Raw genomic sequence first — 17,941 nt, 5'->3', positions numbered from 1 at the left:
GGGGGCACCGGGGTTATGTCCGCGGGGGTGTAGAACCGGGGGCTCCCCCCCCGCCCCGACCGCGGGGAAATCTCTACTAAACCACCCTATCTGTGGGGCCGCCCGGGTCCGGCGCGCGGGGCGGGGGCGACGTCGCTTCGAAGGGACATTCATGGCGAAGATCCTGAGCTTCTCGGACGACGCCCGGCACCTGCTCGAGCACGGTGTCAACGCCCTCGCGGACGCGGTCAAGGTCACCCTCGGCCCGCGCGGGCGCAACGTCGTCCTGGACAAGAAGTTCGGTGTGCCCACGATCACCAACGACGGCGTGACCATCGCCAAGGAGATCGAGCTCACCAACCCCTACGAGAACCTCGGTGCGCAGCTGGTCAAGGAGGTGGCGACCAAGACCAACGACGTCGCCGGCGACGGGACCACCACCGCCACCGTGCTGGCCCAGGCGATGGTCCGCGAGGGCCTGCGCAACGTCACGGCCGGCGCCAACCCGGCCGGCCTCAAGCGGGGCATCGACGCGGCGGCCGCCAAGGTCTCCGAGGCGCTGCTCGGCCGCGCGGTCGAGGTCGCCGACAAGAAGTCGATCGCGCACGTCGCGACGATCTCCGCGCAGGACGCCACGATCGGCGAGCTGATCGCCGAGGCGATGGAGAGGGTCGGCCGCGACGGTGTCATCACCGTCGAGGAGGGCTCCGCCCTGCACACCGAGCTGGACGTGACCGAGGGTCTCCAGTTCGACAAGGGCTTCATCTCGCCCAACTTCGTCACCGACATGGAGTCGCAGGAGTCGGTCCTGGAGGACCCGTACATCCTGATCACGACCCAGAAGATCTCGGCGATCGAGGAGCTGCTGCCGCTGCTGGAGAAGGTCCTCCAGAACAGCAAGCCGCTGCTGATCATCGCCGAGGACGTCGACGGCCAGGCGCTGTCGACGCTGGTGGTCAACTCGATCCGCAAGACCCTCAAGGTCTGCGCGGTCAAGGCCCCCGGCTTCGGTGACCGGCGCAAGGCGATGCTCCAGGACATGGCGATCCTCACCGGCGCCGAGCTGGTCGCGCCCGAGCTGGGCTACAAGCTCGACCAGGTGGGCCTGGAGGTGCTCGGCACCGCCCGGCGCGTGGTGGTCGACAAGGAGAACACCACGGTCGTCGACGGCGGCGGCAAGTCGAGCGAGGTCGCCGACCGGGTCGCGCAGATCCGCAAGGAGATCGAGGCCTCGGACTCCGACTGGGACCGGGAGAAGCTCGCCGAGCGGCTGGCCAAGCTGTCCGGCGGCATCGCGGTCATCAAGGTCGGCGCCGCGACCGAGGTCGAGATGAAGGAGCGCAAGCACCGCATCGAGGACGCGATCGCCGCGACCAAGGCCGCGGTCGAGGAGGGCACCGTCCCCGGCGGCGGCGCCGCCCTGGTGCAGATCCTGCCGGCGCTCGACGACGACCTCGGCTTCACCGGGGACGAGAAGGTCGGCGTCTCGATCGTGCGCAAGTCGCTGGTCGAGCCGCTGCGCTGGATCGCCCAGAACGCCGGCCACGACGGCTACGTCGTGGTGCAGAAGGTTGCCGGCAAGGAGTGGGGCCACGGCCTCGACGCCGCCACCGGCGAGTATGTCGACCTGGCGAAGTCCGGCATCGTCGACCCGGTGAAGGTGACCCGCAACGCGGTCACCAACGCGGCGTCGATCGCCGGCCTGCTGCTCACCACGGAGAGCCTCGTGGTGGAGAAGCCGGAGAAGGCCGAGCCGGCCGCCGCCGGTGGGCACGGCCACAGCCACGGCCACGGCCACCAGCACGGCCCGGGCTTCTGACCCCTCGCCGTACGCCCAGTCGGGGCGCACCGTCCGTGTGACGGTGCGCCCCGACGCCTTTCGGCGGGCAGGGGGGGCGTGACCACCGGCCGGTGCGTCGCGAACCCGGGCGGGAACGCCGCGACGCCGCGTCCCCGGGCGGGGACGCGGCGTCGGTGTGGTCTCGGGGAGGTTGCCGGCTCAGGCGATCTTGCGCTGGGCGGGGACGGTCGACCGGTGCGGCTGGCCCAGGCGGGCCTCCAGTCGGGCCACGTCGACCCGGCTCTGGCGGCGGTCGGCCAGGTCCTCCCAGCCGACGGCGAGCAGCCGCAGCCGCTCCGACTCGCTGAAGCCGCCCCACACGCCGTACGGCTCGCGCACGGCGAGGGCGTGGGCGGCGCACTCGGCCCGCACGGGGCAGGCGCGGCAGACGGCCTTCGCGCCGGACTCCCGGCGCAGGCGGGACGAGCCACGCTCGCCGTCCGGGTGGAAGAACTGAGCGCTGTCCCGGCCCCGGCAGGCACCGAGCCGCTGCCAGTCCCAGAGGTCGACGATGGGTCCGGGCAGTCTGCGTACGTTCGACATCAGCACCCCTCCTCCCGCGCGGCACCGCGCAGATCCTGGTGAATCGGCGTCCGGGCGACGGTCCGCGCAGGCGCGCCGTTTCCGGCCTGGGACCTCCGTACCCGGGCCGTTGCCGGCTCACACACCTGTGATCGAAAACTTCCGGCAACTGGCGGCATATGCCCCACTTGTCGGAAAAGTTCGGAGGATTGCCCGAACCCCCTCGCGACCCGACCCGGTCATGGTCTGCTCTTGGACGGAGAGGAGACCACTGTGCGTACGGTTCTCGTGTGCGTTCGGACACCGCTCGCGGCGCAGTATCTGGCGTCCGCGGCGGCACGGCTCGGGCTGTCCGCCGTGGTGCGGACGGCTGTCTCCGACCCCGAGGTGATGTTGCGGCTGGCCGAGCGCCCGGCCGACGTGGTGCTCGCGGACACGGCCCTCACCCGGCCGGACAGCGCGGGCTTCGTCCGGCGGGTGCTCGCCCGCGCGCCGCAGGCCTCCGTGCTGCTGCTCGGCACGGAGGAGTCGGAGGCCGCCGCGGCCACCATCAGCGCGGGTGCCCGGGGCCTCATCCAGGGCGTCGACCAGGACCTGACCAGCGCGGTGGCCAAGGCCCTGCTGCTGCTCTCCTCGCCCGGCCGGGCCGCCCGACGCCCGGCCACCGACCCGGCCCGGGACACCGCGGCGGTCGGCGGTCCCGCCCGTACCGGCCCGGCCGGCCGGCCGGCGGCCGAACCGGGACCCGGCTGGCAGGCGACGGCCCCCGACGGTCCGGGCGGCACCCCGACGGTGGTGCCGTCGCAGCGCGGCGACGACCCGGCCGAGCCCGCCGACGAGCCGGCCGAGGCCACGCCCCCCGGGCGGCGGGCCGGACCCGGCCCGCGCGGCGGCCGGTCCCAGGTCGGGCTCACCGAACGCGAACTCCAGGTGCTGCTGGGCATGGCGGAGGGCAAGAGCAACGCCGAGATCGGCCGGGAGCTGTTCGTCTCGGAGGACACCGTGAAGACCCACGCCCGGCGGTTGTTCCGCAAGCTCGGCGCGCGGGACCGCGCGCACGCGGTGGCGGCCGGTTTCCGCGCCGGCCTGGTGGCCTGAGCCCCCGCACCCCGACCGGCCGGCACCCGTCGTCAGGCGGTCGGCTCGGGCTCCTCGTCGGTGCCCTCGGTCAGCGTGTCGTGCACCCCGTCGGCGTAGCCACGGGCGTAGTCCCAGGTGACGTAGTGGTCCGGGTCCGGGTCGTAGGCCGGCTCGTGCACCCGGGGACGCCCCGAGCTGAGCAGGTGGCGCAGGTTGCCCCGCAGCAGGTCCCAGTCGAAGTAGTGCGGCTCCCGGCAGTCCTCGCACTCGATGACCAGCCCGCGCACCCCGATCGGCGCCAGCAGCGCCTGGTAGATCTCCAGGTCGGCGAGATCCTCCAGCACGTCCTGACGCTCGACGTCGGTCAGCGGGTCGAGCGGGGCGTCGTCGCCCGGATCGTGCAGGCCGGCGGCCGGATCAGCCGGGTCGCCGTTGAAGGGGTCGATGGGCTCGTCGTGCACCCCCTCACCGTAGACCCAACGCCAGGGCCGCGTCCGCCCCCGCCACCGGTGACCTGGGCTGCCACCGCCCGGGGACGGCCCGTGCCGGTGGGTACGATGGGACGACGCGCCCGTCACCCGGCGTGTGCCGGTGCCCGCCCGCGCCACCTCGCTGAAGCCCGTCCGAGCAGCTCAGGGGAGCAATCGTGGAATTTTCGCCCAGCACCGATCTACCGGCCGGCGCCGACAGCGGCGAGCTGGGCGGCCACCTGCCGGAGCTGCCCGCCGGCTCGGCCCGGGTGGTTCCGCTCGGGCTGACCTTCGACGACGTGCTGCTCCAGCCGGGCGAGTCGGACGTCGTGCCCAGCCGGGTCAACACGGTGACGAAGCTGACCCGCAACATCAGCCTGAGCATCCCGCTGCTCTCCAGCGCGATGGACACGGTGACCGAGGCCCGGATGGCGATCGCCATGGCCCGGCAGGGCGGCATCGGCGTGCTGCACCGCAACCTCTCCCTGGAGGACCAGGCGCTCCAGGTCGACCTGGTGAAGCGCTCCGAGTCCGGCATGATCACCAACCCGGTGACCGCCAGCCCCGACGACACCCTGCGCGACGTCGACGCCCTCTGCGGGCGCTACCGCATCTCCGGCGTGCCCGTCGTGGACGGCGAGGGCCAGCTCGTCGGCATCGTCACCAACCGCGACATGCGGTTCGTCTCCGACCCGGCCACCCCGGTCCACCAGATCATGACCCGCACCCCGCTGGTCACCGCCCCGGTCGGGGTGCGCAAGGAGGACGCGCTCGACCTGCTGCGCCAGCACAAGGTCGAGAAGCTGCCGATCGTCGACGACTCGGGCCGGCTGCGCGGCCTGATCACGGTCAAGGACTTCACCAAGAGCGAGCAGTACCCGAACGCCACAAAGGACGACGCCGGCCGGCTGCGGGTCGCCGCCGCCGTCGGGGTGGGCGACGACGCCTACAAGCGGGCGCGGGCGCTGGTGGACGCGGGCGTCGACGTGCTGATCGTCGACACCGCGCACGGCCACCAGCGGGCGGTGCTGGAGATGGTCGCCCAGCTCAAGAAGGACGTCACCATCGACATCGTCGGCGGCAACGTCGCCACCTACGCCGGCGCCCGGGCGCTGGTCGAGGCGGGCGCCGACGGCGTGAAGGTCGGCGTCGGGCCGGGCGCGATCTGCACCACCCGGATCGTCGCCGGGGTGGGCGTACCGCAGATCACCGCGATCATGGAGGCCGCGCGGGCCGCGCGGCCGGCCGGCGTCCCGGTGATCGGCGACGGCGGCATTCAATACTCGGGCGACATCGCCAAGGCGCTCGTCGCGGGCGCCGACACGGTGATGCTCGGCAGCCTGCTGGCCGGCTGCGAGGAGAGCCCCGGCGAGCTGATCTTCATCAACGGCAAGCAGTACAAGGCCTACCGGGGCATGGGCTCGCTCGGCGCGATGCAGTCCCGGGGCCAGGGCAAGTCCTACTCCAAGGACCGCTACTTCCAGCAGGACGTGCTCGCCGAGGACAAGCTGGTTCCCGAGGGCGTGGAGGGCCAGGTGCCCTACCGGGGCCCGCTGTCCGCGGTCGCCCACCAGCTGACCGGTGGGCTGCGCGCGGCGATGGGGTACGTCGGCGCGGAGAGCATCCCCGAGCTGCACCGCCGCGGTCAGCTCATCCGGATCACGGCGGCGGGGCTCAAGGAGAGCCACCCGCACGACATCCAGATGACGGTCGAGGCGCCCAACTACCACTCCCGCTGACCATCCCCCTGCGACAACTGGAGTCCCCCATGCGTGACGTGGTCGAGATCGGGCTGGGCAAGACCGCGCAGCGCGGCTACCACCTGGACGACATCGCCATCGTGCCGAGCCGCCGGACCCGGGACGTCGACGACGTCTCCACCGCCTGGCAGCTCGACGCGTACCAGTTCGGCATCCCCTGCGTCGGGCACCCGTCGGACGCGACGATGAGCCCGGCCTCCGCCGTCCGGCTCGGCCAGCTCGGCGGCCTCGGCGTGCTCAACGTCGAGGGCCTGTGGACCCGCTACGAGAACCCGACCAAGGTCCTGGAGGAGCTGTCCGGGCTCGACGAGGACGCCCGCGCCACCAAGCGGCTCCAGGAGGTCTACGCGGAGCCGATCCGCCCCGACCTGATCGCCGAGCGGGTCCGCGAGCTGCGCGCCGGCGGCGGCACGGTGGCGGTGCGGGTCTCCCCGCAGCACACCCTGGCGCTGGCCCCGGTGATCCTCGACGCCGGCGTCGACATCCTCGTCATCCAGGGCACCATCGTCTCCGCCGAGCACGTCTCGACCACCGACGAGCCGCTCAACCTCAAGGAGTTCATCGCCGACCTGGACCTCCCGGTCGTCGTCGGCGGCTGCACCGACTACAAGACCGCGCTGCACCTGATGCGTACGGGGGCGGCCGGCGTCATCGTCGGCATCGGCGGCGACGAGTGGTCCACCACCGAGTCGGTGCTGGGCATCCGGGTGCCGATGGCGACCGCGATCGCCGACGCGGCGGCGGCCCGCCGGGACTACCTCGACGAGACCGGCGGCCGGTACGTGCACCTGATCGCCGACGGCGACATCGAGACCTCGGGCGACATCGCCAAGGCGCTCGGCTGCGGCGCCGACGCGGTGATGCTCGGCGAGCCGTTGTCGCTCTGCGCCGAGGCGCCGGCCGGTGGCGCCTGGTGGCACTCCGCCGCCAGCCACCCGTCGCTGCCCCGGGGCGCGTTCGAGACCGCCGGCGACCCGCTCGGCTCGATGGAGCAGCTGCTCTTCGGCCCGGCCGACGAGCCGGACGGCCAGCTCAACCTCTTCGGTGGCCTGCGCCGCGCGATGGCCAAGTGCGGCTACCGCGACCTGAAGGAGTTCCAGAAGGTCGGCCTGGTCCTCGACCGCTGACCTGCGCAAGCAGCACCACCCGCACCGGCCGCGCCGATAGGCTCGGCCGGTGCGTCGTACCCGCCGTCGGATCCGCCCCGCGCTCGCCGTCGCCGTCGTCGCGGCCCTGCTCTCCCCGGCCTGCACGAGCGGCGGCGAGCGGGGCGGCCTCCGGCCCGGGGCGGCCGACCTCGGCGACCCGTACGTCCCGGGGGCCGGCAATGGCGGCTACGACGTCGCGGGCTACCGGCTCGCGGTCCGCTACGACCCGGCGACCGACCGGCTCGCCGGGCGGGCCGCGCTGACGGCCACCGCGACCACCGGGCTGTCCCGGTTCAACCTGGACCTCGCCGGGCTGGACGTGTCGCGGGTGGCCGTCGACGGCCGACCGGCCGGGTCCGCCCGCGACGGCGACGAGCTGGTGGTCACCCCGCGCGACGGCCTTGCCCGGGGCGCCCGGTTCGTGGTCGAGGTGGACTACTCCGGCGTGCCGGCGGCCAGGGCCGACGGGCAGCTCGGCAGCGGCGGCTTCCTGCACACCGACGACGGCGCGATCGCCCTCGGCCAGCCCTGGTCGGCGGCCACCTGGTTCCCGGTCAACGACCACCCGTCCGACAAGGCCACGTACGACATCGAGGTGACCGTCCCGGACGGGCTGGCCGCGCTGAGCAACGGGGTGCCGGGGGAGCGGACCAGCGCCGGCGGCTGGACCACCTGGCGCTGGGCCGAGCGGTCGCCGATGGCCAGCTACCTCACGACCCTGGTGATCGGCGACTACCGGGTGCGCAGCGGCACGCACGCCGGCAGGCCGATGGTCACGGCGGTGCCGGCGAGCCTGCCGGAGGACGGGCCGGCGGCCGCCTCGCTGGCCCGCACCGGCGAGATCGCCGACTTCCTGGCCAGCCGCTTCGGGCCGTACCCGTTCGACTCCTACGGCGGGGTCGTGGTCACCGACGACCGGATCGGCTACGCGCTGGAGACCCAGTCCCGGCCGGTCTACGGGCCGGGCTTCTTCCGGGGCGGGCGCCCCAACCCGGGGGTGGTCGCGCACGAGCTGGCCCACCAGTGGTTCGGCAACAGCGTGGCGCTGAGCCGGTGGAGCGACATCTGGCTCAACGAGGGCTTCGCCAGCTACGCGGAGTGGCTGTGGGAGGAGCACGACGGCGGCCGCACCGCGCAGCGCAACTTCGAGCTGGAGTACGCCGCGACCGACTGGTCCCGGCCGTCCGTCGATCCCGGACGGTCCCGGTTGTTCGGCGCGGCCGTCTACAAGCGTGGCGCGCTCGCCGTGCACGCGCTGCGCCGCACGGTCGGCGACGAGACGTTCTTCCGCATCCTGCGGACCTGGACGGCCGAGCGGCGCGACGGCAACGCCACCACCGACGACCTGATCGCCCTGGCCGAGCGGGTCGCCGGCAAGCCCCTGCGCCCGTTCTTCGACGCCTGGCTCGTCGGTGGGAGCGCCCCCGCCCTGCCCTGACGCGGCTCCCCGTCGGCGCTCGGTAGGCTGCGGCCGGACCCGGCGCGGCACCGCCTGCCCGCCCGCCCCGTGCGGCGGGGCCGGCGGCACCGGCCGGCGCGGGTCCACCACGCTCGCCGGTGGGGCAGCCGGCGACGCAGGGAGGAGAAGAGGCGATGACGCTGTCGCGGCGGACGCTGTGCGCGGGCACCGGCCTGTTGCTGGCCGGGATGCTGGGGCTGGCCGGCTGCGGGTCGGCCGAGGACCCGGCTCCGGCCCCGAGCTCCGCCGCGCCGGCCGCGCCGGCCGCGCCGCGCCAGTTCCTCCTCGGCGCGGCCGGCGTCGGCGACGCCTACTTCCCGACCTACGGCAACGGCGGGTACGACGTCAGCCGCTACACGGTCAAGGTGCGCTACGACCCGGCGGAGGACCGGTTGACCGGAACCACCACCGTGCAGGCGGCGGCGACCGGCGACCTGTCCGCGTTCAACCTGGACCTGGCCGGGCTGACCGTGCGGTCCGTGACGGTGGACGGGGCCCCGGCGAAGCACGGCCGCAAGGGCGACGAGCTGGTCGTGACCCCGGCCCGTGGTCTGATCGCGGGCAACGGCTTCGTCGTCGAGATCGCGTACGACGGCAAGCCGGAGCCGCTGCGCAACGAGGTCCTCGGCAGCGGCGGCTTCCTGCACACCGACGAGGGGGCGATCGCGCTCGGCCAGCCCGAGTCGGCGAGCACGTGGTTCCCCGTCAACGACCATCCCTCGGACAAGGCCACCTACGACTTCGAGATCACCGTGCCGAAGGGGCTGACGGCGGTCAGCAACGGTGTGCCGGCGGGAAAGAGCACGACCGGCGACTGGACCACCTGGAAGTGGGCCGAGCGCAGCCCGATGGCGAGTTACCTGAGCACCGTGGTCATCGGGAAGTTCCGGATCACCGAGGGCGAGCACAAGGGACGGCCGGTGTTCCACGCGGTCACCACCGACCTGCCCTCGGGCGCGGCGGACCGGTCGATCGCCGACACGGTCGAGGTGACCGACTACCTGGAGAGCGTCTTCGGGCCGTACCCGTTCGAGGCGTACGGCGGCGTGGTGATCTCCGACGCCCGGATCCGGTACGCCCTGGAGACGCAGAGCCGCCCGGTCTACTCCGCGAGCTTCTTCTCCCGCGGCGAGAACACGGCCGTGGTCGCCCACGAGATGGCGCACCAGTGGTTCGGCAACAGCGTGTCGCTGGCGAGGTGGCAGGACATCTGGCTCAACGAGGGCCTGGCCACCTACGCCGAGTGGCTGTGGGCCGAGCACGACGGCGGGCGCACCGCCCAGCAGGAGTTCGACGACCGGTACGCGGGCTCCTCGGGCCAGGTGTGGCGGACGCCGCCGGGCGAGCCGGGGGTGCCGAACCTGTTCAGCGAGTCGGTCTACCAGCGCGGCGGGATGACCGTGCACGCGCTGCGGGTGGCCGTCGGCGACAAGGCGTTCTTCGAGATCCTGAAGACCTGGGCGGCGCAGAACCGCGACGCGAACGCGACCACTGCCGAGTTCGTCGCGCTGGCCGAGCGGGTCTCGGGCAAGCAGCTCGACGACCTCTTCGAGGCGTGGCTGTACGGCAAGCAGCGGCCGGACCGTCCCGGGCGGGTGTGACGGCGCTCAGCGCGTGACGCGCAGCTTCGGGTTGGCGGCGAGGTAGGCGTCGGCCCGGCCGGCGCGCAGCTCGGTGAGGAACTTCCGCCCGGTCTGCGTGAGCTCCTCGCCCCGGTAGGCGCTGCCCCGGCCGACGCCCGCGCCGGGCAGGTCGACAAGCACGAACCGCTCCGGCGTGAGCCCGCCGAGGGCGTACGCGACGTCCACGACGCGCGGCCCGCCCGCGTAGACCAGGGTGTCGCCGAGCGCGTCGACCACCTGCTGGACGCGCTCCGGCTGCCGGGCCAGGTCCTCGCCGAGGATCTTCGTGGCCAGCGCCTTGATCAGCTGCTGCTGGTGGCGCTGCCGGGCGTAGCCACCGCCGGTGACGTAGCGCTGCCGGGCGTAGTCCAGCGCCTGCCAGCCGGTGAGGTGCCGCTCGCCCTTCTCGTAGACCATCTGCGGCCCGGTGTAGCCGCCACCGCCCGGCGCGGGTTCCCGGTGCCGGCCGTCGGGGCGGCGGTGCAGCGAGACGACCCGCTGGTCGACGTAGAGGTCCACCCCGCCGAGGCTGTCCACCAGCCGGTCGAAGCCGTTGAAGGTGAGCACCGCGCCGGCGTCGAAGCGCAGCCCCGTGTAGCCGCTGACCGTGCTGCGCAGCAGCTCGTACCCCTGGGCGGTGCTCGGCTGCTTCGGCTTGCCGGGCACCCGGCTGCCGTAGCTCATCGCGTGGGTGAGCTTGGTCCTGCCGCCGCGGTAGCCGGCCTTCGGGAAGGCCGGGATGTCGACAAGCAGGTCGCGGGGGAGGGAGAAGAGGTACGCCCGGTCGAGTCCCTTCGGCACGTGCAGCACCAGCACGGCGTCGCCGTGCGGCTCCCAGCCCGGCACGCTGACCCGGGTGTCCACCCCGACGAGCAGGAGGTTGAGCGGGCCGGTGATGCCGGCGCCCGGCGTCGCGGTCGGGCTCGGGCTCGGGGTGGGGCTCGCCTGCGGCGTCCCGGTGGCGCCCGTCGGCCCGATCGCGCGCCGCGGCCCGTCGTCGCGGACGAGCCGGGTGACCACCAGGGCGCCCACGGCCACCAGGACCACGGCCGCCAGGGCGGCCAGCCCCAGCACCCATCGTGGGCGTGGCGCCCCTGTCCGCTGAGTCATGCGACACCCCCGGTGATGACAACGCCTCGACGGGGGCGCCGAGTTGTGGGCGGGCGCCCCCGGGATCGTGGACCGGAGCATGATCCCGCGAAATCGGGCGCTGGCGCGATGGCTACCGAGCGGTAATGATGCGGTCATGCGGTACGACGTGCTCGTCATCGGGTCCGGCTTCGGCGGCAGCGTCACCGCGCTCCGGCTGGCCGAGAAGGGCTACTCGGTCGGGGTGCTGGAGGCCGGGCGTCGCTTCGCCGACGACGAGTTCCCGCAGACCTCCTGGCGGCTGCGGCGCTTCCTGTGGGCGCCCCGCCTCGGCTGTTACGGCCTCCAGCGGCTCACCCTGCTGCGTCCGGCCGACCGGAAGGCCGGCGGCGGCGTGCTGGTGCTCTCCGGCGCCGGGGTCGGCGGCGGCTCACTGGTCTACGCCAACACCCTCTACGAGCCGCTGGACGCCTTCTACACCGACCCGCAGTGGCGGGACGTCACCGACTGGCGCGACGAGCTGGCCGGCCACTACGACCAGGCGAAGCGGATGCTCGGCGCCACCACGTACCCGCTCGTCACCCGCGCGGACCGGGCGATGCGGGCGGTGGCCGACCGGATGGGGGTGGGGCACACCCACCACGCCACCCCGGTCGGCGTGTTCATCGGCCGCCCCGGCCAGCGGGCCACCGACCCCTACTTCGGTGGCGCCGGGCCGGAGCGCACCGGCTGCACGCACTGCGGCGCGTGCATGACCGGCTGCCGGCAGGGCGCGAAGAACACGCTGGTCAAGAACTATCTCTGGCTGGCCGAGCGACTCGGCGCGCGGGTGCACCCGCTGACGACGGTCACGGCCGTCCGCCCGGCCGGCGACGGCGGATACGCGGTGCACACGGTGCGCACGGGGGCCTGGCTGCGCGCGCGGCAGCAGGTGATCCACGCCGACCAGGTGGTCTTCGCGGCCGGCGCGCTCGGCACCCAGCGGCTGCTGCACGCGATGAAGGCGGAGGGTGCCCTGCCCGCGCTCTCGCCCCGCCTCGGCGAGCTGACCCGGACCAACTCGGAGGCGATCCTCGGCGCCTCGGTGCCCCGCCGGCAGGCCCGCGCCCAGGGGCTCGACTTCACCGAGGGGGTGGCGATCACCAGCTCGTTCCACCCCGACCCGCAGACCCACGTGGAGCCGGTCCGCTACGGCCGGGGCTCGAACGCGATGGGCCTGCTCCAGTCGCTGCTGGTCGACGGCGGGCCGCGCCGGGTCCGCCGCTGGCTGGGGGTCCTGCTGCGCCAGCCCGGCACGGCGGCCCGGCTGCTGTCGGTGCGCGGCTGGTCGGAGCGGACGGTGATCGCCCTGGTCATGCAGTCGGTGGACAACTCGCTGACCACCCGGCTGCGGCGCGGCCTGTTCGGCCGGCACCTGGTCTCCGGGCCGGGTCACGGCGCGCCCAACCCGACCTGGATCCCGGCCGGCAACCAGGCGGCCCGCCTGCTGGCCGAGGAGATCGGCGGTACGCCCGGCGGCGCCCTGACCGAGCCGTTCGACATCCCGATGACCGCCCACATCCTCGGCGGGGCGGTGATCGGCGCCACCCCGGCCGACGGCGTGATCGACCCGTGGCACCGGGTGTTCGGCCACCCGGGGCTGCACGTGGTCGACGGCGCGGCGGTCTCGGCGAACCTCGGGGTGAATCCGTCGCTGACCATCACCGCCCAGGCGGAACGCGCGATGTCCTTCTGGCCCAACAGGGGCGACGCGGACCCGAGGCCGCCGCTCGGTGAGCCGTACCGCCGGCTGGAGCCGGTGCCACCGCGCCGCCCGGCGGTGCCGGCCGACGCCCCCGGCGCCCTGCGCAGCTGACCAGGGCCCCGCGGTCAACGTGTCCGGCCTGAGGGCTCCCGCGCGCGTCGGTCCGCCCAGGCGACCAGCACCGCGTGCGGGAGGGTCAGCGCGGCCAGCACGGCGAACGTCGCGGGCAGCGGGTCCGACCGGTGGCCGGGCCAGGCGACCAGGGCGATCAGCGCGGCGACGGCCACCGCCGTGGGAGCCGCCGCCTGCCGGGCGAAGCGCCGCAGCGGCGGTCCGACCCGTCCGGCCGCCAGGTCGGCCGTGTTGCGCGGGTCGTGCCGCAGCAGCCGGGCGACGTGGCGGCAGGAGTGCCAGGCCGCGAAGTACGCCCCCACGGCCAGGGCCGGCGGCACGGTGCCGAACAGCCCGACGAGGAGGACGGGCTCGACGGCGTCGCGGGCGCGTCCGGCGCGGGCCTCCCGGATCGCGGTGACCGCGACCGCGCCCAGCACGGTGGCCAGGGCCAGCGCGCGCACCTCGACGGTGAGCAGCGCCGGTGCCCGAGGCGCCACCGCCGCCAGCAGCGGGTCGACCTGGTCCCGCCACAGCGCCAACGGGACGACCACCGGCGGTCCCCCGTACGCGAGCACGGCCGGCACCCTCGCCCGGACCGGCCGGCGGTCCCGCTCGGCGTGGAACGCCACGTCGGCGGTGCCGAAGTGGACGACCGACACGAGGAGGAACCCGACCAGCGCCAGGTCCGGTGCGGCCCGGAAGGCCACCAGCCCGGCACCGGCCACGGCGGTGTAGACCACCAGCAGCGCCACGCGCGCCGCCAGCGGCCGGGCGCGCGCCGACAGCCGGGCCGGCACGAGATGGTCGACCGCGCCGTGCGGCAGCCCGAGGAGCAGCCCCGCGACCAGGAAGGCCGGTGAGCCGCCCGGCCCGGCGGCGCCGATCAGCGGCGCCAGCGCCAGCAGCCCGCCGAGCGTGAACTGCGAGGCGGTCCCGGCACCTCGCAGCAGCCGGTCCGGCCGCCCCGGGCCCTCCGTCGCGCCGGTCGCGGGCGTCGGCGGTCGTCGGGTCCGGGCGGGTGCGCGGCCGTCCTCCGCCGGCACCCGGGGGCCGACCCCGGACACCGGGTCAGACGACCGTGAGCCGGCCACGGGCGGACAGGGCGCGTAGCCGGCCGAGATCGAGGATGCTCCAGCCCACCTTCGACACGATGGACAGCACGACGAGGAGCAGGCTGGTGGTGGCGGAACTGAACAGGCCGACCCCGGACGGACCGAGGATCCAGAACACGGGATAGCCCGCCCAGAGCGCGCTGAGCAGCAGCGCGGCCTCCGTGTACACCCCCGCGATCTCTTCCGGCTGGCGGTGCGCGTGGGCGCGCAGCGGTCCCCAGATCAGGGCGTAGACCGCGAGCAGGGCCAGCACCCCGATCGCGTACAGGGTGTAGCGGGCCGCGCCGTCGGCCGTGAGGTCGGCGAACAGGCCGCTGAGGATCACCACCACGTTCGCCCCGGCGAGGACGCCCATCAGCCGCCAGCAGCGTCCGGGCAGGGAGTGCGTCGCGGTCAGCATCAGGGCCACCAGCAACAGTGGGGCGGTGACCACCCAGTCGACGTACCGCGCCCAGTAGAGCGTGTGGCCGGCCACCTCCGTGCGTCCGCCGCCCAGCGCCATGAGCAGGTACCAGGAGCCGGACCAGAGCGGGATGGCGATCGCCACCCGGTACTCGCTGCGCGGGACGCCCCGCGGGTCCGCGCGCCACCGGATGAACAGCACGACCCCGCCCGCCATGGCGGCGACGTACATCCACAGCCACCACTCGGTCATGCCCACCCTCCGGCCGGCTCCCGGCGCCCCCGCGCCCGCCGGCTGCCGCTGCTGACGACCCCGGGCGTACGGCCGGGCAGCCGCCCGAACCCGTCGAGTCCCGTGCGTACGCCGGCAGCGGGCGGTACGGACACCGTATACGCGTCAAAAGGCGCATATAGGTCTAACAGCTCCCCCCGGAAGGGCGGTGGCGCGCCCGACCGTCCGTACGGTGGCCGACGTCACCTCCGCCGCGACGGCGGCGTGGGGGCGGACCGGCGGGGGACGCGGCGGTGCCGTCGGTAGGATTTGCTGCCATGAGCACGCCTCGCCCCGTCCTCGTGGTGGACTTCGGAGCCCAGTACGCCCAGCTCATCGCGCGTCGGGTGCGTGAGGCCAACGTCTATTCCGAGATCGTGCCGCACTCGATGCCGGTCGCCGAGATGCTGGCGAAGGACCCAGCGGCGATCATCCTCTCCGGCGGCCCGTCCAGCGTCTACGCGCCGGGTGCCCCGCAGATCGACGCCGGCATGTTCTCCGCCGGGGTGCCGGTCTTCGGCATCTGCTACGGCTTCCAGGCGATGGCCCAGGCGCTCGGCGGCACGGTGGCCCGCACCGGCAACCGCGAGTACGGCGGCACCCCGCTGCGCCCCCGCCTGCTCGACCCGGGCGTGCTGCTCCGCGACCTGCCGGCCGACCTGCCGGTCTGGATGAGCCACGGCGACTGCGTGACCGAGGCCCCCGAGGGCTTCACGGTCACCGCCGAGTCGGCGGGGGCGCCGGTCGCCGCGTTCGAGGACGTCGCCGGCCGCCGGGCCGGCGTGCAGTTCCACCCGGAGGTCGGGCACACCGCGCACGGCCAGGAGATGCTGCGCCGCTTCCTGCACGACATCGCCGGCATCGCGCCGACCTGGACGCCCGAGAACATCATCGACGAGCAGGTCGCCCGGATCCGCGAGCAGGTCGGCGACAAGGAGGTCATCTGCGGCCTGAGCGGCGGGGTCGACTCGGCCGTCGCCGCCGCGCTGGTGCACAGGGCCGTCGGCGACCAGCTCACCTGCGTCTTCGTCGACCACGGCCTGCTGCGCGCCGGCGAGGCCGAGCAGGTGGAGAAGGACTACGTCGCCGCCACCGGCATCAAGCTCAAGGTGGTCGACGCGGCCGACCGGTTCCTCGGCGCCCTGGCCGGGGTCACCGACCCGGAGCAGAAGCGCAAGATCATCGGTCGGGAGTTCATCCGGGTCTTCGAGGCCGCGGCGCGGGAGGTCGCCGCCCACGGCGACGTCGAGTTCCTCGTCCAGGGCACCCTCTACCCGGACGTCGTGGAGTCCGGCGGCGGCACCGGCACCGCCAACATCAAGAGCCACCACAACGTCGGCGGCCTGCCGGAGGACCTGAAGTTCGCACTGGTCGAGCCGCTGCGCACGCTGTTCAAGGACGAGGTCCGGGCGCTCGGCCTCCAGCTCGGCCTGCCCGAGGCGATGGTCTGGCGGCACCCGTTCCCGGGCCCGGGCCTGGCCATCCGGATCATCGGCGCGGTCGACCGGGAGCGGCTCGACCTGCTCCGGCGGGCCGACCTGATCGCCCGCGAGGAGCTGACCGCCGCCGGCCTGGACCGGGGCGTCTGGCAGTTCCCGGTCGTGCTCCTGGCCGACGTGCGCAGCGTCGGCGTGCAGGGCGACGGCCGCAGCTACGGGCACCCCGTGGTGCTGCGGCCCGTCTCCAGCGAGGACGCCATGACCGCCGACTGGTCCCGGCTGCCCTACGAGGTGGTGGCGCGGATCTCCACCCGGATCACCAACGAGGTCGCCGAGGTCAACCGCGTGGTGCTGGACGTCACGAGCAAGCCGCCGGGCACGATCGAGTGGGAGTGATCCCGCCTCACGCCGCCGGCGGGTAGGTCGGCGGCGCCACGGTCGGCTGCGCCACCGTGGGCGGCGGGGCCTGCGCCGGGTGCGGCCAGGCGGGCGCGTCGGCCGGCTCCTCGGGCATCAGGAACCACATGATCGGGTACGCGAGCAGCGCGAGCCCGCCGGTGAGCAGGCCGGTGACCGCGAAGACCACCCGGACCAGGGTGGGGTCGACGGCGAAGTACCGGCCGAGGCCGCTGGCCACTCCGGCGACCATCCGGTCCGTGACGGGGCGACGGAGCTGCTTGTACGGGGGCTGGGGAGGGGCGGTGTAGGTCATGTCTCCACGGTCCGCGCCGGTCGTCGGGCCGTCCTCGGTGACCGCCCGGATCCCTACCCTGACCCGCCCCTGAGGCGCGAGCATTCAGTCAGGAATCTGACTCTTTTCGATGGAGGTAACCCGGGCCGGGGAGAATTTGCCCCCGTGACCACCATGCTGGAGCCGCTCCGCAGGATCGCGGCATACGCAGTTTGTGCTGATTCAGTCGGCCGGGTGTTGCTGGTCCGCGCATCGGAGCGCTCCGGCACCCCCGGCACGTGGTCGCTGCCCGGCGGGGCGGTCGACCACGGTGAGGATCCCCACCACACCGTCGTCCGGGAGACCGCCGCCGAGACCGGCCTCTCCGTCACCGTCGCGGGCCTGCACGACGTGCTCGCCGACATGCGGGCGCTGCCGGAGCGGGGCATCACCATCCACACCGACCGCCTGATCTACCAGGTCTCGGTCCGGGGCGGGACGCTCGCCGACCGGGTCGACCGGCCCACCGACCTGGTTCGCTGGTTCACCCCGGCGGAGGCCCGCGAGCTGCCGCTGCGGTCGTTCACCGCGCGCGCCCTGGGTTTGCCCGCCTCGTCCGCCGACATCGTCCCGGACGAGGCGCCGGAGTTCCCCTCGTTCTACGCCGTGCCCGGCCCCGACGGGCTGCACCGGGCCCAGCGCTTCGCTGCGTACGCCGTGGTGACCGACCCGGACGACCGGGTGCTGCTCACCCGGGTCTCCGACGGCTACCCGGGCGCGGGCTGCTGGCACCTGCCCGGCGGCGGCACCGACTACGGCGAGCAGCCCGGCGCCGCCCTGATCCGGGAGCTGGTCGAGGAGACCGGGCAGACCGGGCGCCTCGTCGAGCTGCTCGGGGTGGCCAGCCACCGGGACGCGGCCTCCCTCGGCCCCGAGGGCTACCCGATCGACTGGCACGGCGTCCGCGCCTTCTACCGGGTCGTGGTCGACAAGCCGGCCCCGCCCACCGTCGCCGACGTCGGCGGCTCCACCTGCGAGGCCCGCTGGTTCGGCCGCGACGAGCTGGGCGCCCTCCCCACCGACCGCCTGACCGAGGTGACGGCGGAAGCCGTCCAGGCCGCCCGCCTGGCCTGACTGTGAGGCTGGCCGGGTCGGCCCGAAGGTGATGGGCTGATGGCTGGTGGCAGCGGACGTGACTCTTGCCCTGACTGGCTTCGTGC

15 protein-coding genes are annotated in these 17,941 nt (G+C 74.2%); 9 read left to right on the top strand and 6 right to left on the bottom strand.

The window, feature by feature from the left end; genetic code table 11:
- Window positions 1-151: 151 nt before the first annotated feature.
- Complete coding sequence (groL, locus tag ACGFNF_RS30300) at window positions 152-1,798, top strand: chaperonin GroEL (protein ID WP_151456655.1); 1,647 nt, start codon at window positions 152-154, stop codon at window positions 1,796-1,798.
- A 180-nt stretch (window positions 1,799-1,978) separates the two neighbouring features.
- Here groL and ACGFNF_RS30295 read toward each other — a convergent pair whose 3' ends face one another.
- Entirely contained in the window at window positions 1,979-2,362 is a 384-nt protein-coding gene (locus ACGFNF_RS30295; protein WP_089003203.1) for a WhiB family transcriptional regulator, read from the bottom strand.
- Window positions 2,363-2,614: 252 nt separating this feature from the next.
- Here ACGFNF_RS30295 and ACGFNF_RS30290 point away from each other — a divergent pair, with 252 nt between their 5' ends.
- Complete coding sequence (locus ACGFNF_RS30290; RefSeq protein ID WP_357579189.1) at window positions 2,615-3,439, top strand: LuxR C-terminal-related transcriptional regulator; 825 nt, start codon at window positions 2,615-2,617, stop codon at window positions 3,437-3,439.
- A gap of 32 nt (window positions 3,440-3,471) precedes the next feature.
- Here the strand turns inward: ACGFNF_RS30290 and ACGFNF_RS30285 are convergent, their stop codons facing one another.
- Window positions 3,472-3,882, bottom strand: coding sequence for a DUF5319 domain-containing protein (locus ACGFNF_RS30285; protein WP_393172344.1), 411 nt, complete (start codon window positions 3,880-3,882; stop codon window positions 3,472-3,474).
- A 185-nt stretch (window positions 3,883-4,067) separates the two neighbouring features.
- Between ACGFNF_RS30285 and guaB the strand changes: the two genes are divergently transcribed.
- The 4 genes from guaB to ACGFNF_RS30265 all read left to right on the top strand — a co-directional run bounded on the left by guaB (window position 4,068) and on the right by ACGFNF_RS30265 (window position 9,859).
- Window positions 4,068-5,630 (top strand): IMP dehydrogenase, encoded by a 1,563-nt coding sequence (guaB, locus tag ACGFNF_RS30280; protein ID WP_311410773.1) that lies wholly within the window; start codon window positions 4,068-4,070, stop codon window positions 5,628-5,630.
- A 29-nt stretch (window positions 5,631-5,659) separates the two neighbouring features.
- Window positions 5,660-6,778: a GuaB3 family IMP dehydrogenase-related protein gene (locus tag ACGFNF_RS30275; protein WP_357579187.1), complete on the top strand. Its 1,119-nt coding sequence runs from the start codon at window positions 5,660-5,662 to the stop codon at window positions 6,776-6,778.
- A 49-nt stretch (window positions 6,779-6,827) separates the two neighbouring features.
- Window positions 6,828-8,237, top strand: coding sequence for a M1 family metallopeptidase (locus ACGFNF_RS30270; protein ID WP_393172341.1), 1,410 nt, complete (start codon window positions 6,828-6,830; stop codon window positions 8,235-8,237).
- Between the two features lie 155 nt (window positions 8,238-8,392).
- The gene (locus ACGFNF_RS30265; RefSeq protein WP_393172339.1) at window positions 8,393-9,859 is read left to right on the top strand and encodes a M1 family metallopeptidase; all 1,467 of its coding nucleotides are present in this window, start codon (window positions 8,393-8,395) and stop codon (window positions 9,857-9,859) included.
- Between the two features lie 6 nt (window positions 9,860-9,865).
- Here the strand turns inward: ACGFNF_RS30265 and ACGFNF_RS30260 are convergent, their stop codons facing one another.
- Window positions 9,866-10,990 carry an LCP family protein gene (locus ACGFNF_RS30260; RefSeq protein WP_393172337.1) on the bottom strand — a complete coding sequence of 375 codons (1,125 nt, stop codon included), beginning with the start codon at window positions 10,988-10,990 and terminating at the stop codon, window positions 9,866-9,868.
- 136 nt (window positions 10,991-11,126) lie between these two features.
- On the opposite strand from ACGFNF_RS30260, the gene ACGFNF_RS30255 reads away from it, so the two are divergent.
- The gene (locus ACGFNF_RS30255; protein ID WP_393172335.1) at window positions 11,127-12,824 is read left to right on the top strand and encodes an FAD-dependent oxidoreductase; all 1,698 of its coding nucleotides are present in this window, start codon (window positions 11,127-11,129) and stop codon (window positions 12,822-12,824) included.
- A 14-nt stretch (window positions 12,825-12,838) separates the two neighbouring features.
- Here ACGFNF_RS30255 and ACGFNF_RS30250 read toward each other — a convergent pair whose 3' ends face one another.
- Both ACGFNF_RS30250 and ACGFNF_RS30245 read right to left on the bottom strand, forming a co-directional pair.
- Window positions 12,839-13,891: a Brp/Blh family beta-carotene 15,15'-dioxygenase gene (locus tag ACGFNF_RS30250; protein WP_393172333.1), complete on the bottom strand. Its 1,053-nt coding sequence runs from the start codon at window positions 13,889-13,891 to the stop codon at window positions 12,839-12,841.
- Window positions 13,892-13,895: 4 nt separating this feature from the next.
- On the bottom strand, window positions 13,896-14,594 hold the full coding sequence (locus ACGFNF_RS30245; protein ID WP_393172331.1) for a bacteriorhodopsin: 699 nt from the start codon (window positions 14,592-14,594) through the stop codon (window positions 13,896-13,898).
- Window positions 14,595-14,890: 296 nt separating this feature from the next.
- On the opposite strand from ACGFNF_RS30245, the gene guaA reads away from it, so the two are divergent.
- Window positions 14,891-16,447, top strand: a complete 1,557-nt coding sequence (gene guaA / locus ACGFNF_RS30240; RefSeq protein ID WP_393172329.1) for a glutamine-hydrolyzing GMP synthase — start codon at window positions 14,891-14,893, stop codon at window positions 16,445-16,447.
- A gap of 7 nt (window positions 16,448-16,454) precedes the next feature.
- Here guaA and ACGFNF_RS30235 read toward each other — a convergent pair whose 3' ends face one another.
- A complete protein-coding gene (locus ACGFNF_RS30235) occupies window positions 16,455-16,763 on the bottom strand; it encodes a PspC domain-containing protein (protein WP_393172327.1) in 309 nt (102 codons plus the stop codon).
- A 144-nt stretch (window positions 16,764-16,907) separates the two neighbouring features.
- Between ACGFNF_RS30235 and ACGFNF_RS30230 the strand changes: the two genes are divergently transcribed.
- The gene (locus tag ACGFNF_RS30230; protein ID WP_357579178.1) at window positions 16,908-17,855 is read left to right on the top strand and encodes an NUDIX hydrolase; all 948 of its coding nucleotides are present in this window, start codon (window positions 16,908-16,910) and stop codon (window positions 17,853-17,855) included.
- Window positions 17,856-17,941: the final 86 nt, after the last annotated feature.

The sequence above is a fragment of the Micromonospora sp. NPDC048868 genome (genome assembly GCF_043198195.1).
In the GTDB taxonomy this organism is placed as follows: domain Bacteria; phylum Actinomycetota; class Actinomycetes; order Mycobacteriales; family Micromonosporaceae; genus Micromonospora; species Micromonospora reichwaldensis.
The sequence above is the reverse complement of the archived record's forward strand: the minus strand, read 5'-3'. Positions and strand labels throughout refer to the sequence as shown.